At 48.9% G+C, this 16,753-nt stretch carries 16 protein-coding genes and 1 other annotated feature; of the genes, 7 read left to right on the forward strand and 9 right to left on the reverse strand.

Going from position 1 to position 16,753, the window contains the following annotated elements; translation table 11 throughout:
- Positions 1-233: 233 nt before the first annotated feature.
- From clpB to rluD, 3 genes are all read right to left on the reverse strand, one after another.
- Positions 234-2,807, reverse strand: coding sequence for an ATP-dependent chaperone ClpB (gene clpB / locus B3Z23_RS03495; protein ID WP_294901603.1), 2,574 nt, complete (start codon positions 2,805-2,807; stop codon positions 234-236).
- A 125-nt stretch (positions 2,808-2,932) separates the two neighbouring features.
- Positions 2,933-3,667: a purine nucleoside phosphorylase YfiH gene (gene yfiH, locus B3Z23_RS03500; RefSeq protein WP_294901606.1), complete on the reverse strand. Its 735-nt coding sequence runs from the start codon at positions 3,665-3,667 to the stop codon at positions 2,933-2,935.
- Positions 3,664-4,644, reverse strand: a complete 981-nt coding sequence (gene rluD / locus B3Z23_RS03505; RefSeq protein ID WP_038022790.1) for a 23S rRNA pseudouridine(1911/1915/1917) synthase RluD — start codon at positions 4,642-4,644, stop codon at positions 3,664-3,666. The genes yfiH and rluD overlap by 4 nt, the downstream gene beginning before the upstream one ends.
- A gap of 127 nt (positions 4,645-4,771) precedes the next feature.
- Between rluD and bamD the strand changes: the two genes are divergently transcribed.
- The 3 genes from bamD (at position 4,772) to pheA (ending at position 7,510) form a co-directional block, all read left to right on the forward strand.
- Complete coding sequence (bamD, locus tag B3Z23_RS03510; RefSeq protein ID WP_294901608.1) at positions 4,772-5,512, forward strand: outer membrane protein assembly factor BamD; 741 nt, start codon at positions 4,772-4,774, stop codon at positions 5,510-5,512.
- 256 nt (positions 5,513-5,768) lie between these two features.
- Positions 5,769-6,095, forward strand: coding sequence for a ribosome-associated translation inhibitor RaiA (raiA, locus tag B3Z23_RS03515; protein WP_294901610.1), 327 nt, complete (start codon positions 5,769-5,771; stop codon positions 6,093-6,095).
- A gap of 94 nt (positions 6,096-6,189) precedes the next feature.
- Positions 6,190-6,315: a sequence feature (Phe leader region), on the forward strand.
- Positions 6,316-6,349: 34 nt separating this feature from the next.
- Positions 6,350-7,510, forward strand: a complete 1,161-nt coding sequence (pheA, locus tag B3Z23_RS03520; protein WP_294901612.1) for a bifunctional chorismate mutase/prephenate dehydratase — start codon at positions 6,350-6,352, stop codon at positions 7,508-7,510.
- Between the two features lie 58 nt (positions 7,511-7,568).
- On the opposite strand, the gene tyrA is transcribed toward pheA, so the two are convergent.
- The 4 genes from tyrA to B3Z23_RS03540 form a co-directional block, all read right to left on the reverse strand.
- Positions 7,569-8,690 (reverse strand): bifunctional chorismate mutase/prephenate dehydrogenase, encoded by a 1,122-nt coding sequence (gene tyrA, locus B3Z23_RS03525; RefSeq protein ID WP_294901614.1) that lies wholly within the window; start codon positions 8,688-8,690, stop codon positions 7,569-7,571.
- 3 nt (positions 8,691-8,693) lie between these two features.
- Positions 8,694-9,770 (reverse strand): 3-deoxy-7-phosphoheptulonate synthase, encoded by a 1,077-nt coding sequence (locus B3Z23_RS03530; protein ID WP_294901616.1) that lies wholly within the window; start codon positions 9,768-9,770, stop codon positions 8,694-8,696.
- Between the two features lie 371 nt (positions 9,771-10,141).
- Positions 10,142-10,924, reverse strand: coding sequence for an ABC transporter substrate-binding protein (locus tag B3Z23_RS03535; protein WP_294901618.1), 783 nt, complete (start codon positions 10,922-10,924; stop codon positions 10,142-10,144).
- Positions 10,925-11,011: 87 nt separating this feature from the next.
- Complete coding sequence (locus B3Z23_RS03540; protein WP_294901620.1) at positions 11,012-12,184, reverse strand: methionine aminotransferase; 1,173 nt, start codon at positions 12,182-12,184, stop codon at positions 11,012-11,014.
- Positions 12,185-12,313: 129 nt separating this feature from the next.
- Here B3Z23_RS03540 and B3Z23_RS03545 point away from each other — a divergent pair, with 129 nt between their 5' ends.
- A complete protein-coding gene (locus B3Z23_RS03545; protein WP_294901622.1) occupies positions 12,314-13,180 on the forward strand; it encodes a LysR substrate-binding domain-containing protein in 867 nt (288 codons plus the stop codon).
- Here B3Z23_RS03545 and B3Z23_RS03550 read toward each other — a convergent pair.
- Positions 13,155-13,679: an isochorismatase family protein gene (locus B3Z23_RS03550; protein WP_294901624.1), complete on the reverse strand. Its 525-nt coding sequence runs from the start codon at positions 13,677-13,679 to the stop codon at positions 13,155-13,157. The two genes, B3Z23_RS03545 and B3Z23_RS03550, sit on opposite strands and share 26 nt — an antisense overlap.
- 211 nt (positions 13,680-13,890) lie before the next feature.
- Between B3Z23_RS03550 and B3Z23_RS03555 the strand changes: the two genes are divergently transcribed.
- From B3Z23_RS03555 to B3Z23_RS03565, 3 genes are all read left to right on the forward strand, one after another.
- Positions 13,891-14,655 carry a basic amino acid ABC transporter substrate-binding protein gene (locus B3Z23_RS03555; RefSeq protein WP_294901626.1) on the forward strand — a complete coding sequence of 255 codons (765 nt, stop codon included), beginning with the start codon at positions 13,891-13,893 and terminating at the stop codon, positions 14,653-14,655.
- A 65-nt stretch (positions 14,656-14,720) separates the two neighbouring features.
- Positions 14,721-15,485: an amino acid ABC transporter permease gene (locus tag B3Z23_RS03560; RefSeq protein WP_294901628.1), complete on the forward strand. Its 765-nt coding sequence runs from the start codon at positions 14,721-14,723 to the stop codon at positions 15,483-15,485.
- Complete coding sequence (locus B3Z23_RS03565; RefSeq protein WP_294901630.1) at positions 15,472-16,194, forward strand: amino acid ABC transporter ATP-binding protein; 723 nt, start codon at positions 15,472-15,474, stop codon at positions 16,192-16,194. Before B3Z23_RS03560 ends, B3Z23_RS03565 begins: the two co-directional genes overlap by 14 nt.
- Positions 16,195-16,243: 49 nt before the next feature.
- Here B3Z23_RS03565 and B3Z23_RS03570 read toward each other — a convergent pair whose 3' ends face one another.
- Positions 16,244-16,717 carry an RcnB family protein gene (locus tag B3Z23_RS03570; RefSeq protein ID WP_294901632.1) on the reverse strand — a complete coding sequence of 158 codons (474 nt, stop codon included), beginning with the start codon at positions 16,715-16,717 and terminating at the stop codon, positions 16,244-16,246.
- Positions 16,718-16,753: the final 36 nt, after the last annotated feature.

Here is a 16,753-nt window from a genome sequence, read left to right on the forward strand (position 1 = left end):
TTTTTCTCCGGACCGAATCACTCCAGTCCCTGTCACACCTTGGCGCATCGCGCTTTGCCGTGTCAGTGGGAGCGCATTATAGGGAGATTAATTTTTCCCGCAAGGGCTATTTTGCATTCTTTTTCCGACCGCTGAAATTTTACGCATATTGCACTAAAAAACCACTACTCACCCTGCAAAAACAACAAAAGCGGGCAAAAAATGCCCGCTTTTGGGGATGCATCAGTCAGTGATTACTGATGAGCGACGATTTCTCCATCGCGTACATCCATTTCGATGAGTTTTCCAGGCACCAGATCACCAGAAAGAATCTGCTGAGCCAATGGGTTCTCGATTTCCTGCTGAATAGCTCTTTTCAGCGGCCGGGCCCCATAGACCGGGTCGAAACCTGTCTGACCCAGCAGTTTCAGGGCTTCGTCCGAAATATGTAACTCATAACCTCGTTCCTCCAGACGTTTATGCAACCGTTGCAGCTGTATCTGTGCAATTGACGCAATATGATCCGCACCCAATGGATGGAAGACCACCAGCTCATCAATACGGTTGATAAACTCAGGCCGGAAATGATGACCAACGACACTCATCACTAACGCTTTCATCTCACCATAATTCAGTTCACCAAACCGCTCCTGAATTAAGTCTGACCCCAGGTTAGAGGTCATAATAATGACGGCATTACGGAAATCGACCGTACGTCCCTGCCCGTCTGTCAGACGCCCATCATCCAGCACCTGCAACAATATGTTGAACACATCCGGATGCGCTTTCTCAACCTCGTCGAGCAAGATCACCGAATACGGACGACGTCTGACCGCTTCAGTCAGGTAACCACCCTCTTCATAGCCAACGTATCCCGGAGGCGCACCGACCAGTCTGGAAACCGAGTGTTTTTCCATAAACTCTGACATGTCAATCCGGACCATGGCCTCATCGCTGTCAAACAAGAAGTCAGCCAACGCCTTACATAGTTCAGTTTTACCCACCCCGGTAGGACCGAGAAACAGGAATGACCCCACCGGACGATTTGGGTCAGCCAGTCCCGCCCTGCTACGACGAATGGCATTGGCTACCGCTTCGACCGCTTCATCCTGACCTATCACCCGATTGTGCAGAGACTCTTCCATCCGCAACAATTTTTCACGTTCACCTTCCATCATTCTTGAGACTGGAATCCCGGTCCAGCGGGCCAACACATCGGCAATCTCTACGTCAGTTACACGGTTACGTAACATTTTCATGGATTTGCCTTCGGCCTGAGTGGCGGCTGCCAATTGTTTTTCCAGATCCGGAATTTTACCGTACTGCAGCTCTGACATTTCTGCCAGGTCCCCGGTACGACGAGCCTGCTCAAGTGACAAACGTGCCTGCTCCAGCTCAGCTTTGATATTCTGAGTCCCGGTCAGAGAAGCTTTTTCCGCTTTCCACTCTTCTTCAAGTTCAGCATACTCACGTTCTTTCTGATTCAGCTCGGTCTCCAGCATTTCCAGCCGTTTAACACTGGCATCATCAGACTCTTTTTTCAGTGCCTGCTGTTCCAGTTTTAACTGTATTATCCGACGTTCCAGACGATCCAGCGATTCTGGTTTAGAGTCGATCTGCATACGGATACTGGAAGCTGCTTCATCAATCAGATCGATTGCTTTGTCCGGTAACTGACGATCAGCGATGTAGCGGTGCGAAAGATTCGCGGCGGCAACAATTGCAGGGTCGGTGATTTGCACGTGGTGGTGTAATTCATAGCGCTCTTTCAGGCCACGCAGAATTGCAATGGTATCTTCCACTGTGGGTTCCGCCACCAGCACTTTCTGGAAACGACGCTCCAGTGCAGCATCTTTCTCAATATACTGACGATACTCATCCAGTGTTGTGGCACCGACACAGTGCAATTCCCCACGGGCCAGAGCGGGCTTCAGCATATTCCCGGCATCCATTGCTCCGTCGGCTTTACCGGCACCCACCATAGTATGTAGTTCATCAATAAACAGGATGACATTACCTTCCTGTTTCGACAGATCATTCAGCACCCCTTTCAGGCGCTCTTCAAATTCACCACGAAATTTGGCCCCGGCGACCAGTGCTCCCATGTCCAATGCCAGTACCCGACGACCTTTTAAGCCTTCAGGCACTTCACCATTGATAATACGCTGGGCAAGCCCTTCAACAATGGCGGTTTTACCCACCCCGGGCTCACCAATCAATACCGGGTTATTTTTAGTACGACGTTGCAATACCTGAATAGTGCGGCGGATTTCTTCATCCCGTCCAATGACCGGATCCAGTTTTCCTTGCTCTGCCCGCTCAGTCAGGTCAATAGTATATTTTTTTAATGCCTGCCGTTGATCTTCGGCACCTTGTTCATTCACGTTTTCGCCCCCACGCAGCTGATCGATTGCACTGGTGAGTTTCTCAGTGGAAGCACCCGCTGATTTCAGAATATCAGCCAGTGCTCCGCGGGATTCCAGCGCAGCAAGTACAAACAGTTCAGATGAGATAAAGCTGTCACCACGTTTCTGGGCCAGCTTATCGCACAAATTTAATACACGGATTAAATCAGCAGATGGCTGCACATCACCGTCGCTGCCTTCAATCTGTGGCAGCCGATTCAGGGACTGACTTATTTTCTCCTGGATTGCCGCAACATCCAGTCCGGCAGAGGAGAGTAAAGGACGTAACGATCCCCCTTCCTGAGACAGTAGGGCACTCATAAGGTGAAGAGGTTCGATAAATTGGTTGTCGTTGCCAAGGGCCAATGATTGTGCATCGGCCAAAGCTAATTGAAATTTACTGGTTAGACGATCCAGACGCATAATTCCTCCTGTTAAAGGTCAAAATGCTACAGGAGATTAAATGAGGCCAATCCCTCAAATATTCAAGTTTAATGACCCGGAAAACAAAGAAAAATTATACGTACAGGATCGTCCAGCGGCTAAGATTATATCAGCCACACTAAAGTTGCCATACGTCCTGTATTGCTCTCTCTACGGTAGGAGAAAAAATACTCACTTTCAGTATAAGTACAACGCCCGCCACCACTGACGGAATTCACCCCGGCACGGGTTAATCGCTGACGAGCCAGTAGCCAGAGATCCGCCATGTATTTGCCATTATCGTTATAAGGAAGGAAAGCCTGCTCAGCGACAGGATCCACCGCGATAAATGCATCACGAACTTCCGGACCGACCTCAAATGCCTGTGGACCGATAGCGGGTCCCATCCAGGCCAGGATTTCTGAAGGCGGGCAGCTAAACTCCGCCAGGGTTTTTTCCAACACCCCCTGACATAACCCACGCCAGCCGGCATGAGCGGCGGCAACTTGCCGCCCGTCAGCAGAACAGAAAATCACCGGCAGGCAGTCAGCAGTCATCACTGCACACACCTGACCCGACAGAGTAGTCTGGCAGGCATCAGCAATCAGTGGCCCCGTGGATACCGCGGGTAATGACTGTACATCAGTGCCATGAACCTGAGTCAGCCAGTCGGGCATGGCCGGCAACCCGGCAAGCCCGCACAGCAGCTCGCGATTTTTCTGTACCGTCTGCGGACAATCCCGGACATGAGCTCCCAGATTAAGACTGTTCCACGGAGCCTGGCTAAATCCGCCAATTCGGGTGGTGGAACAAGCTCTCACATTCGCGGGTGCCGGCCAGTCCGGGATAATCAGACTCATAACCAGTCCATTTCGTCTTTGTGCAGGGCCGTATCTGCTTTCAGTGCATCAATCAGCTCAACCATATCCTGAGGCAGTTCCGCATGCCATTCCATCTGAATTCCAGTAATAGGGTGATACAAACGCAACATTGTGGCATGCAGCGCCTGCCTGTCAAAGCTTCGTAACACGGCAATAAACTCTTCCGAGGCACCTTTCGGCGGCCGCGGGCGCCCTCCATACAGTGGGTCGCCAATTAACGGATGGCTCAGATGTGCCATATGAACGCGGATCTGGTGAGTACGGCCGGTTTCCAGCCTCAAACGTAACCGGGTGGATGCACGGAAATGCTCCATAATCCGATAGTGGGTCACTGCTGGTTTTCCCATAGGATGCACACTCATGTGGGTACGCTTGGTGGGATGTCGCGAGATGGGCTCATCCACACTCCCGCCCGCGGTCATAGTGCCCAGTGCTACCGCCTCATATTCGCGGGTGATTTCACGACGCTGCAAACAGTCCACCAGATGAGTCTGTGCAGGAACGGTTTTGGCCACGACCATCAGCCCGGTGGTATCTTTATCCAGACGATGCACGATACCGGCGCGGGGTACATCTGCAATGGCAGGATAATGATGTAATAATGCATTCAATACAGTACCATCCGGATTACCGGCACCAGGATGCACGACCAGACCACGGGGTTTGTTAATAACGAGGATATCATCATCCTCATAAACAATATCAAGTGCGATATCCTGAGGTTCCCAGCGGAGCTCCTCTTCGATTTCGGCATCAATACTGATCCGCTCACCACCGAAAACTTTTTCTTTCGGAATGGTTGCCGTTACCCCGTTAAGGGTAACCCGTCCCTGCAAAATCCAATCTTTTATGCGGGAACGTGAATAATCAGGGAACAATTCCGCCAAAGACTGATCTAACCGTTGTCCAAGTTGCGCTTCGGAGACTGTCGCGGTGAGTTGTACTTGTTGTGCCATATAAGCTTCTTTCGTTAACGTTGGGTTTCACGGCAAAGCCGTTTACTATAATGTGCTATCTTAGCTGAACATCAATGGAAGCTTCACAGAAAGCTTCCGATAAAACTTTGAGGATAATCATTTCGTCATGACGCGTATGAAACATCTGGTGGCCGTTGCCACTCTGGGCCTGGCATTGGTGGGATGTTCCGGCTCTAAAGACATTGTCCCGGACAACCCACCGTCAGTGATCTATGCAACAGCACAGCAAAAGCTGCAGGACGGTAACTTTAAAGCTGCTATTACCCAGTTGGAAGCCCTGGATAACCGTTATCCTTTCGGTCCTTATTCACAGCAGGTACAGCTTGATCTGATCTACGCCTACTACAAAAATGGTGACATGGCATTGTCACAGGCAACGATCATCCGTTTTATGCGTCTCAATCCGACCCATCCTAATATCGACTATGTACTGTACATGAAAGGTCTGACAGACATGGCTATGGATGAGTCTGCGGTCCAGCGCTTCTTTGGAATCGATCGTTCAGACAGAGACCCAACCAATGCACGCCAGGCATTCGCCGATTTTTCTCAGTTACTGCAAAGTTATCCGCAAAGCCAGTATGCTGCCGATGCCAGAAAACGGCTGGTCGCGCTAAAAGATCGTCTGGCGAAATATGAGCTCTCAGTGGTGCAATTCTATACCAAACGTGGTGCTTATGTCGCGGTTGTTAACCGTACCCAGGGTATGCTGAGTAACTATCCGGACACAGAAGCGACCCGTGAAGCATTACCGCTAATGGAAAATGCATACCGTAAAATGCAGCTCAATGGCGAAGCCGATAAAGTGGCTAAGCTCATTGCAGACAACAGCAGTCAACAAAAGTAATTCGTCTGAACGGTTCACTGTGAACTGTTTTCAGCAAAAAAGGCAGCCATATGGCTGCCTTTTCTTTTTAGTAATCCTAACGATAATGGCGGTTTTTTTGCTTTCTGGCAATGGTTAACAGGGATTTATGTGGTGTTTTTTGCAAAACGACGTTATTGACAAAAATGGACATTATTTTGTGATCCAGATCACATTATTGTTAGTGCAAGCCGTTATTCTGGTTATCAATCTGATGGTAACGAGAGAGGTAAGTGCGATGATCATGAACATCACCAGTAAACAAATGGAAATGACCGACGCTATCCGCAATCACGTTGAAGAGCGTATTACCAAGCTCGAAAAATGGCAGACGCCGCTGATCAACCCGCATATTGTACTCTCAAAAGAACCTAAAGAATTTGTCGCCGATGCGACGATTAACACCCCCAATGGCCCGTTAGTTGCCACCGGTCGTCATCAGGATATGTACACTGCAATTAATGAACTGATTACAAAACTGGAGCGCCAGTTAAATAAAGTTCAACATAAAGGGGAAGCCCGCAGAGCCGCTGCCAGCGTAAAAGATATTATCCCTACCGAATAGTTCAACCAATGAAGACGCGCCACCCGGCGCGTTTTTAGTTGACGGGCTCCGCCGCAAAAGCTAATCTCGGTTTAACTAAAACCAGGAACAGTAACATGCAAACCACAATGTTTTTCTTCTCATTCTTTTTTAGCTTCCCCCCCTCCGGGAGATGATTCGTCCTGAAAGAGTGAATGAGAAGACGAACAGAAAAGCCTCCCGAACGGGAGGCTTTTTTATTGGGTATAAAAATAACAGGAATACAGGTGACAATAATGAGTGCAGATCTCTCTTTAGACCAGCTGAGGGAAAGAATTAGCCAGCTGGACAATCAACTGCTGGCCCTGCTGGCGGAACGGCGGGATATCTCAGTTGCGGTCGGAAAATTTAAACTGACCACTCACCGCCCGGTCCGCGATATAGAAAGAGAAAAACAGCTGCTTGAACTATTGATTGATAAAGGCAAAAAACTGTCACTCGACAGCCATTTTGTTACCCGTGTTTTTCAGCTTATCATAGAAGAATCAGTGCTTACTCAACAGGCATTACTGCAAAAAGCCCTGAATCAGTCACAGGAAAACAGTGCCCGTATCGCTTTTCTTGGCCCGAAGGGGTCCTATTCTCATCTGGCCGCCCGACAGTATGCATCACGCCACTTCGATCATCTGACCGAAATTGGCTGTAATAAATTCCAGGATATCTTACAACAGGTTGACTCAGGGTTGGCTGACTATGCGGTACTGCCACTGGAAAACACCAGTTCTGGTTCAATTAATGATGTCTACGATCTGCTTCAGCATACCCGTTTGCATATCGTCGGTGAAATGACTCAGCCGATTGATCACTGTGTCCTGGTGCCGTCAGAGACCTCACTGGATGAAATTACAACGGTCTACAGCCATCCCCAACCTTTTCAACAATGCAGTCAGTTTCTTAACCGCTATCCGCACTGGAAAATTGAATATACCGAAAGTACAGCGGCAGCCATGGAGAAAGTGGCGGCGATGCAGGATAAACATGTAGCAGCGCTGGGCAGTGAAGCCGGTGGTAAACTCTACAACCTACAGGTTTTACAGCGTAACCTGGCTAACCAACAGCAGAACATGACAAGGTTTATTATTCTGGCCCGTAAACCTGTCAGAGTTTCTGAACAGGTACCGGCCAAGACCACACTACTGATGGCCACCGGACAACAATCAGGTGCATTAGTTGATGCATTGCTGGTGCTGAGAAAACAAGGGCTGGTCATGACCAAACTTGAGTCACGACCTATTCACGGAAATCCGTGGGAAGAGATGTTCTATCTGGATATTCAGGCCAATGTCCATTCGCCCGCCATGGAAGAGGCTATCGAAGAACTGACCGCACTGACCCGTTTTATCAAAATTCTCGGCTGTTATCCCGGAGATGATGTCATCCCGGTGTCTGCAGAGTGACGGAAAGACAACAGGCACCGAATTCGGTGCCTGTTGTCGTCATGTAATACGTCACCGGTTACTGGCGGTTATCATTCGCCGAACGGAGTAACCCGCGACTTTCCGCCATAAAAGAGTCAGCATAATCGCCAAACCAGTGCTCAATACGGCGGAAGCTTTCGATAAACGCCGATTTATTGCCGGTTTCCAGTAAACTGATGGCCTCACCAAACCGGGTGTAATAACGCCTTATTAATGCCAGATTGGCTTCCGAAGACATAATAATGTCAGCATATAGTTGGGGATCCTGGGCAAACAGGCGTCCTACCATCGCCAACTCCAGACGGTAAATTGGCGAAGACAGTGCCAGCAACTGCCCAAGGTCAACATTTTCCTCAGCCAGATGTAATCCGTAAGCAAAGGTCGCAAAGTGCCGCAGGGCCTGAATAAATGCCATGTTCTGGTCATGCTCTACTGCACTGGTACGATGTAAACGCGCCCCCCAAACCTGAATCTGCTCGAGCAACCACTGATAAGCTTCCGGCTGCCGTCCGTCACACCACACCACCACCTGTTTTGCCAGGCTTCCGCTGTCAGGGCCAAACATCGGGTGTAACCCGAGTACTGGTCCCGGATGAGCGGCCAGCATCGCCTGTAAAGGCTGATTTTTGATGGAGGATAAATCCAGTAAAATACATTTTTCAGGTAACGGGGGCAGTTGACCGATCACCTGCTCTGTCAGATGTATCGGCACGCTAATGATCACCATGCCGGCATCTGCCAACAGTTGTTCAGCCTGATGCCAGTCATCTTTATCCAGCGACTTCACCTGATAGCCTGACAGGGTGAGCATTTTGTTAAATAACCGCCCCATCTGCCCCTTTCCGCCAACTATCACCACCGGACCAAGATCAGGATTCAGGGTTTTGAATCCTTTATCATTTTCGCTGGAGTATGACTCACGCATAATACGGCGTAAAACATCTTCAATTAAATCAGGCGGTACGCCCAGCTGTTCAGCTTCATTACGGCGGGAAGCCAGCATACTGGCTTCCCGCTCCGGGACATAAATAGGCAATCCATAGCGGCTTTTGACTTCACCAACTTCTGCTACCAGTTCAAGACGCTTTGCCAATAACTCCAGCAGAGCTTTATCTGTTTCATCAATTTTATCGCGTAGCGCGGTTAGTTCAGCCACCATGACTCATAATACCTCTTGTGACGCCTGCAACGTAGTACACATATCCTGGTGAATATCACGCAGCAGGGTTTCTGTCGTTTCCCAACTAATACAGGCATCAGTCACCGATACCCCATAGCGCATTTCTGAACGTGGTTGTTCAGAAGACTGATTACCTTCATGCAGGTTACTTTCCAGCATCAGCCCGATAATCGAACGACTGCCATCCTTAATCTGTGACATCGCCGATTCAGCAACCGCCGCCTGCCGGCGGAAATCTTTACTGGAGTTGCCATGACTGCAATCTATCATTAAAGAAGCCCGTAATCCTGCATTCTGCATTTCTTTTTCACAGGCTGCGACATCCGCAGGGCTGTAGTTAGGTGTTTTACCGCCACGCAGAATGACATGTCCGTCGGGGTTCCCACGGGTCTGAAGTAAGCATACCTGCCCTGCCTGATTGATACCCACAAAACGGTGAGGCATTGCTGCGGCCCGTAACGCGTTAATTGCCGTACTCAGACTTCCGTCTGTACCATTCTTAAACCCGACCGGCAAAGAGAGTCCTGACGCCATTTCGCGGTGAGTCTGGGACTCTGTGGTTCTTGCACCAATGGCTGCCCAGCTGAATAAATCACCCAGGTATTGTGGTGAATTAGGGTCCAGTGCTTCGGTCGCCAGAGGCAACCCCATCGCCACTAATTTCACCAACAGATCACGGGCAATATGCAGCCCCTGCTCAACATCAAATGAACCATCCATATGAGGGTCATTAATCAGTCCTTTCCAGCCGACGGTGGTTCGGGGCTTTTCAAAGTAAACCCGCATTACCAGAAAGAGACTATCGCTGTATTTATCTGCCAGTTGTTTATAACGATGCGCATACTCCAGCGCGGCTTCCGGGTCATGAATGGAGCATGGTCCACAAACCACCAGCAAACGGCGATCTTCACCGGAAATAATCCGTGAAATCACCTGACGGGATTCAGATATCTGCGTTTCCTGCTGTTCGCTCAGTGGAAACAGAGCTTTTAACTGTTCCGGGGTAATCATGACTTGTTCATCGGCAATATGAACATTATTCAGCGTGTCTTTTTGCATGGTACTCATCCTGTAAAAATTGCAGGTCCGGGTCTGTCTCTGCTTTATGAGCCACAGACTACCACAGGTAGTAAACAATTCAATCCACAACATGTACAGTTAAGTTTACGATAGCCAAAAAAACCTTAATAACAATCTAAAAATGTAAATATTAATATACATACAAATCAGCAACTGACTGAAGTTATTAGGGATCTGCCAGACAGTCTGGCAGCACAGGCATCGATATTTTTTGAAATTATTTTTGGGAAAAGAGCAGAAAGGCAGGAGAGATAAAATACCGTCGAATGGCAGGAGGATTTAAAACATATCGAAGGTAAAACCAGAGATCCCACGGCAAACGGGATCTCTGTAAGCAGGTCAACGATGGATTATTTATTCACGCTAACATCTATCCCGGGGAAATAATGGGCTGCCAGTTTTGTCAGTGTCCCGTTCTTTTGAATCGTAGTAATCGCAGCATCCAGCTTCTGTTTCAGTGCCGTGTCGCCTTTACGCAATCCGAAACCGATACCGGTGCCTAAAATAACGTCGTCTTCCACCGGCTTACCGACAAAGCTGAAATCTTTACCTTGTGGTTTATCCAGAAAACCATCCAGCCCTGCTGCTGACATCACCAGGGTTCCGTCAAGACGGCCCGCCACCATATCGGTGTAAACCTGGTTCTGATCCTGATAAGAGACGACGTTAACCCCCTGAGTTTCCCAATGCTTTTTCGCATAAGTCTCCTGGATAGATCCCTGTAAGACACCGATGGATTTACCTTTCAGACTTTCTGCTGTCGGGCTAAGTGCCTGTCCTTTTTTAGCAATCAACATACTGGGAATACGATAGATAGGCACTGTAAAATCGATGCTTTTCGCCCTGGCTTCGGTGATATTCATCGCCGAGTTAATGGCATCAAATTTTTTCGCCTGAAGTGCCGGTATCAGAGCATCAAAACTACTTTCAACCCACTGGCATTGCAGATGAGCTGTCTGGCAGACCGCTTTACCTAACTCAATATCAAACCCGACCAGTTGCCCCTGTGAATCACGGCTTTCAAACGGAGGATATTGTGATTCTAACCCGTAACGCAATGTATCTGCACCGAAGGCCTGTAAAGCGGTACACATACCTAATACCATCCACAATGTTTTCATCTTTTTTTGCATATCTGGCACCCCAAATCTGGTTATTATTGTTATCCCCGGTCGGGGAATGGTTGTGGTTTTGTTCAGCAATCAACAGCGATGCCTGCGTCAGTCCGAAAACGAAAAACGGCAAAGCGCTTCAGCACCCGCTTTCAGTGTTTCTTCATCTTTGGCAAAAGACAAGCGGATAAATTTATTATCTGTACCCTCGGTATAAAATGCCGATAAGGGGATAGTGGCAACCCCACATTCGGTGATAAGCCGGGTGACAACTTCACTGTCAGCCTGCTGACTGAGATGTCCATATCCGGCCAGCATAAAGAATGATCCTGCACTGGGCAGTAAATGAAACGGTGAATCCACCAGCAGGCTGGCCAGCAGATCTCTTTTCTTCTGATAAAAGGCAGCCAGGCTGAGATAATGTTCCGGATGACGTAAGTATTCCGCAAACGCCCACTGCATTGGGGTGTCGGCAGAGTACATCATAAACTGATGAATCTTAATAATTTCTTCCATGATCTCTGCGGGTGCCAGGCAATAACCCACCCGCCAACCGGTCACATGAAAGGTCTTACCAAAAGAAGAGACAATTACACTACGTTCTGCCAGTTGTGCATCCGTCGCCATGCTGAGATGTGTTTGCCCATCGAAAATAATATGTTCGTACACCTCATCCGACAAAATCACAATGTCTGTATTGACGGTCAGCCGGTTCAGCTGCTGTAAATCTTCAGCCGTCAGTGTTTGCGCTCCCGGATTATGCGGGCTGTTAAGAATAATCATCCGGGTTTTAGGAGTAATGGCAGAAGCCACCGCTTGCCAGTCGATAGTAAATCCCGGAACGGTAAGTTTCAGCCCCACCGGGGTCGCTCCCTGTAAGCGAACAATGGGTGCATAACTGTCAAAAGCGGGCTCAAAGAAGATCACTTCATCCCCCTGATGGACCAGCGCCGAAATAGCCATAAACAGCCCCTGACTGGCACTGCCGGTGACCAGAACCTCATCGGCTGGGTCATATTCACGTCCATACAAATGCTGTACTTTTTCGGCAATGCCTTCACGTAACGCTGGCAGACCTGCCATCGGGGCATACTGGTTATGACCTTCGATCATCGCCTGGCTGACCGCGGTAATCAGCGTCGGATCACAAGGAAAATTAGGCGCCCCCTGAGAAAGATTAATCGCCTGATGCTTTGCAGAAAGATCACCAATAACACTAAAGATAGTGGTTCCCACATCCGGCAGTCTGGAACGTAAAGTAACAGCAGTATTTACAGTCATGCGTAACCCCTGAACGTAAAACGTGAATATATGAAATCTGACAGAGATCTATTCAACGGTGACAACAGTAGGAGAACAAGCGAAAAGTTGTCATAATAGCCATGACTATAATGCATAGCTGAGGTGTTTGTGTCGAAACGCTCCCTGCCGGTTAACGGGCTCCAGACTTTTCTGGTCACGGCCCACCATCTCAACCTGACCCATGCTGCCACCGAGTTGTGTATTACACAGGGAGCGGTCAGCAGACAAATTCAGGCGCTGGAGACCTGGTTTGGATTTCCGTTATTCAAGCGCCATGCACGCGGGCTGACTCTGACTCCTCGTGCTGAACTGCTGTTGCCCGAACTGACCCAACTGCTGGATAAACTGCACCGTCTGACAGAACAGGTCCGGCTGTCACCGGAACAGATACGTCTGAAAGCCCCCAGTTGCGCCATGCGCTGGCTGGTGCCTTTGCTGGTCTCTTTTGAACAGCATTTTCCGCAATTTCACGTGGCGCTGACGACCACGCTGGACCACCGACGGCAACTGGAGGATTTTGATGCTGCGGTGATTTATGGGGCTGCTGATTCGCCAGGGGAGATACTTTTCGAAGAAGAAATTACCCCGGTGTTGGCAGGACATCTGACTGCGCCTGAAAATTATCAGCAGCTGCAAAATTACACGTTTTTGCATCCAACCCGCGATATGTCAGACTGGCAATTATGGCTGAATAAACAATCTGCTCCACCTGAGATGATTCGCAACCAGCATTTCGGGACCATGGATTTAGCCATTAATGCAGCCGTACAAGGCTTTGGTATTACTGTGGCCGATATTCATCTTGCCGCGCCTGAAATTGCCCAGGGAAGACTGATAGCCCCCTTTGATGAGACGGCTAAAACCGGGGCCAGTTATCGGTTGTTGCACCGTAAACCTTCGGATACGAATGAACCTTTACAAACATTGCTCCACTGGCTCCACCGCTCGGTTAAACCGACTGCCAACCAGAAATAATCTGATTAGCTGGCAATACCTGTAAACGGTTACCGGGCACAGTGAGTTCCGCCCAAACTTCATTATGCTGGTCGATTAGCTGCGCTGCCGTCACTGAACTTCGCTCCGCGGTGGTATGAGCATCACCTGCCACCGTAATGGCATATCCCCTACTAGCGCCTACTTTAATGGTAGTATCTACACAGTAATCTGTTGCACAACCACAAACGGTAAAAGCCCGGGCCCCTGCTTTTGCCAGCGTTTCGGCCAGCGATGTCTGGTAAAAGCTGTCACAGGCTGTTTTACTGACATACAGAGCGTTTTCCGGCTGAAAGAGTTCAGGAACAATCTGCCATGAAGGGTGGCCAGGTTGCATTTCGCCCTCGCTATGCCGGATGAAAATGACCTGATCAGCCGCCCGGATCAATTGATTCATTACTGAGATTTTTTCTTCAGCAAGGTAGCGTTCTGTGGCCATTACCCCTTGTTGCATATCAATCACAATTAACACGTTAGCCATCACATCACCTTATGCTACTTTTCACTATTGAATGTTTAGCCTCAGGGGCTCCCCCGGAAAATCTCCCTGAGACTTCATAACAGCGGCTATCAATGAATTTTGTGCCCTGATGCGGATTAATGAGGTAATTCCCGCGGGGCAGGGTTGCAATAGCGGCTTTGCCTATGTATTTTTATGCATATTATTAGCATAAAACTACAGGGTGTATTCAATGATTAAACAACTTTTTGCCGCTGCCTGTCTGATGGCTGTCAGTTACGGCAGTTTTGCCGCCGGAGAAACTTATGTTGTCGGTTCAGGAGGAACTTATCGTCCTTTTGAATACGAAAACAGCCAGCAACAACTGGAAGGTTTTGATATTGATCTTATTAAAGCCATTGCTAAAGCTGAAGACTTTAACATCAAATTAGTGAACACCCCCTGGGAAGGTATTTTTGCCACACTGGGCAGTGGCGATCGTGACATTATTATTTCCGGTATTACTATTACCGATAAACGTAAAATGATGGTCGATTTTTCAGCCCCCTATTTCCCGGCACAACAGGTCATTGTAGTTCCACAAAACTCGAAAGTGACTTCGCTGGCCTCGCTGAAAAGTGAAAATGTCGGAGTAGTCAACTCCAGCGCAGGTGATATTGCGGTATCTGATACACTGGGACGTAACAGCACGGCCATCAAACGTTTTGATAATACCCCACTGATGCTGGAAGAGTTATCTCAGGGTGGAGTCAGTGCCGCTGTCGGAGATGTTGGAGTCATCAAATACTACATTAATCAGCATCCGGATAAACATTTTAAACTGGTTGATGACAGTAAATTTGAACATCAGTATTTCGGTATTGCAGTAGCCAAAGGAAATACCACACTGAAAAACAAACTGGATGATGGTCTGAAAAAAATTGTTGCTGACGGTACCTACGCAAAAATTTATAAAACCTGGTTCGATAACAACGTTCCAACCCTTCCTGCCGAATAATATTCGCCGTTACTCCCTCATGATACCGCGCAGGCTGTGTCATGAGGCTGCTTCAGGTAATTATCATGAGTGGATTTAACTGGGAAATCATCCGGGACTATGAGCCTTTGTTTATTGAAGGCGCCCTGATGACACTGAAATGTACGGTGATCTGTATTATCACCGGGACATTATGGGGACTGATTCTGGGGTTGGGCCGACTGGCCCGTGCTGAACATGGTCCGTGGAAATATATTCTGGCAATAATGGTGCAATTCCCGGTACGTTTTTATGTCAGTGCCATCCGTGGAACACCGCTGTTTGTTCAGATAATGGTGGTTCACTTTGCATTGATCCCGTTATTTATCAATCCGAATAACGGATTACTGGTTTCATCAGGCATTATGGGAGGCGATTTTGCCCGTACATTACGTTCGGACTACGGTGCATTTCTCTCCTGTATCGTAGCTATCACCCTGAATGCCGGAGCCTACGTTTCTGAAATTTTCAGGGCAGGAATCCAGTCAATTGATCGCGGGCAGATGGAAGCTTCAAGGGCACTGGGAATGCCGTGGTGGAAAAGTATGCGCAAGGTTATTTTGCCGCAGGCATTTCGCCGGATCCTTCCACCTCTGGGTAACAATGCTATTGCTATTGTTAAAGATTCTTCGCTGGCTTCGGCCATTGGGCTGGCAGATCTTGCTTATGCTGCCCGCACAGTTTCCGGTGCTTATGCAACCTACTGGGAACCCTACCTGACCATATCAGTCATTTACTGGGTAATAACTTTCCTGCTTGCCCGGCTCGTTGACCTGACAGAAAAAAGGCTGGCTAAAAGTGATTCACGTTAATAATTTGCATAAATACTATGGCGAGTCCCACGTATTACGCGGGATCAGTTGTGATATTCAGCCCTCTGAGGTGGTATGCATCATTGGTCCTTCAGGATCTGGAAAAAGTACTTTTCTGCGGTGTCTGAATGCACTGGAAACGGCTTCTGAAGGAGAAATTTTCCTCAACGGCCAGCCCGTGCACGACCAAAAAAGCGATTTGAATAAGATCCGGGAATCCGCAGGAATGGTATTTCAGCGTTTCAACCTGTTCCCGCATATGACAGTACTGGAAAATATCATCATGGCTCCGGTGAGCCTGAAGGGGTTATCACGGACCGTGGCGACACAGCAGGCGGAAGCATTGCTGAAAAAAGTAGGCCTGGAAGATAAGAGTAAAGCCTGGCCTGCCAGCTTATCCGGAGGACAACAACAGCGTGTTGCCATAGCCCGGGCACTGGCGATGTCACCCCAAATCATGTTGTTCGATGAACCCACTTCGGCTCTGGACCCCGAATTAGTCGGCGAGGTACTGGAAGTGATGAAAACCCTGGCCCGCGAAGGCATGACCATGGTGATAGTCACACATGAGATGACCTTTGCACGCGAAGTCGCAGACCGGGTTATTTTCATCGATCAGGGAATTATTCAGGAACAGGGGCGACCTGAAGAGATCTTCTCCCACCCACAGAACCCGCGAACCCAAAGTTTTCTCAGTAAAGTCCTCTAAAAAAAAAGCATCCGGCAAGCCGGATGCTTTTATCTCTGCATGACATCACTCAGGGATGTAATGCGCTGTTCAGGATAATTGAAGTAATCACACCACTGGCAATCGCCACCAGCACATAATTACCATCAACATATGACCAACGGTGGCCGTAAGGTGGTGGTGGCAATCCACGGTTATGCCAGTCATTCACCCAATAGCGCGGGCCGCGGTACTCATGCGGGAAACGACGTCCGGGTTCGAAACGATGTCCCTGCCAGGCAAAGGAATTGCCACGACCCGGCCCACCGCCCTGCCAGTGAGGTCCGCCGTGCGGACCACCATGAAAGCCACCTCCATGATCGCCATGAAAGCCACCGCCAGGCCATCCATGAGGCCCGCCTTGTGGACCACGCCCCCCCTCCTGATGATGCCCCCCTCCCCGTTGATCCCACTGTCCATGGTCATCTGCACTGGCAGGGACAGAAGATATCACGCTGACTAACATCACAGCAGAGGTCAGTATCGCTATCCGTGACTTTTTCATCTTTCTCCTCCGGAAAATCATGACTTCAGGGGCCTG

This window comes from Tatumella sp. UBA2305, from assembly GCF_002345795.1.
In the GTDB taxonomy this organism is placed as follows: Bacteria; Pseudomonadota; Gammaproteobacteria; order Enterobacterales; family Enterobacteriaceae; genus Tatumella; species Tatumella morbirosei.

Bases quoted from the DNA above. Each gene is read 5' to 3' on its own strand.
- clpB (WP_294901603.1), bottom strand. From the start codon at position 2,807: ATGCGTCTGGATCGTCTAACCAGTAAATTTCAATTAGCTTTGGCCGAT.
- yfiH (WP_294901606.1), bottom strand. From the start codon at position 3,667: ATGAGTCTGATTATCCCGGACTGGCCGGCACCCGCGAATGTGAGAGCT.
- rluD (WP_038022790.1), bottom strand. From the start codon at position 4,644: ATGGCACAACAAGTACAACTCACCGCGACAGTCTCCGAAGCGCAACTT.
- bamD (WP_294901608.1), top strand. From the start codon at position 4,772: ATGACGCGTATGAAACATCTGGTGGCCGTTGCCACTCTGGGCCTGGCA.
- raiA (WP_294901610.1), top strand. From the start codon at position 5,769: ATGATCATGAACATCACCAGTAAACAAATGGAAATGACCGACGCTATC.
- pheA (WP_294901612.1), top strand. From the start codon at position 6,350: ATGAGTGCAGATCTCTCTTTAGACCAGCTGAGGGAAAGAATTAGCCAG.
- tyrA (WP_294901614.1), bottom strand. From the start codon at position 8,690: ATGGTGGCTGAACTAACCGCGCTACGCGATAAAATTGATGAAACAGAT.
- B3Z23_RS03530 (WP_294901616.1), bottom strand. From the start codon at position 9,770: ATGCAAAAAGACACGCTGAATAATGTTCATATTGCCGATGAACAAGTC.
- B3Z23_RS03535 (WP_294901618.1), bottom strand. From the start codon at position 10,924: ATGCAAAAAAAGATGAAAACATTGTGGATGGTATTAGGTATGTGTACC.
- B3Z23_RS03540 (WP_294901620.1), bottom strand. From the start codon at position 12,184: ATGACTGTAAATACTGCTGTTACTTTACGTTCCAGACTGCCGGATGTG.
- B3Z23_RS03550 (WP_294901624.1), bottom strand. From the start codon at position 13,679: ATGGCTAACGTGTTAATTGTGATTGATATGCAACAAGGGGTAATGGCC.
- B3Z23_RS03555 (WP_294901626.1), top strand. From the start codon at position 13,891: ATGATTAAACAACTTTTTGCCGCTGCCTGTCTGATGGCTGTCAGTTAC.
- B3Z23_RS03560 (WP_294901628.1), top strand. From the start codon at position 14,721: ATGAGTGGATTTAACTGGGAAATCATCCGGGACTATGAGCCTTTGTTT.
- B3Z23_RS03570 (WP_294901632.1), bottom strand. From the start codon at position 16,717: ATGAAAAAGTCACGGATAGCGATACTGACCTCTGCTGTGATGTTAGTC.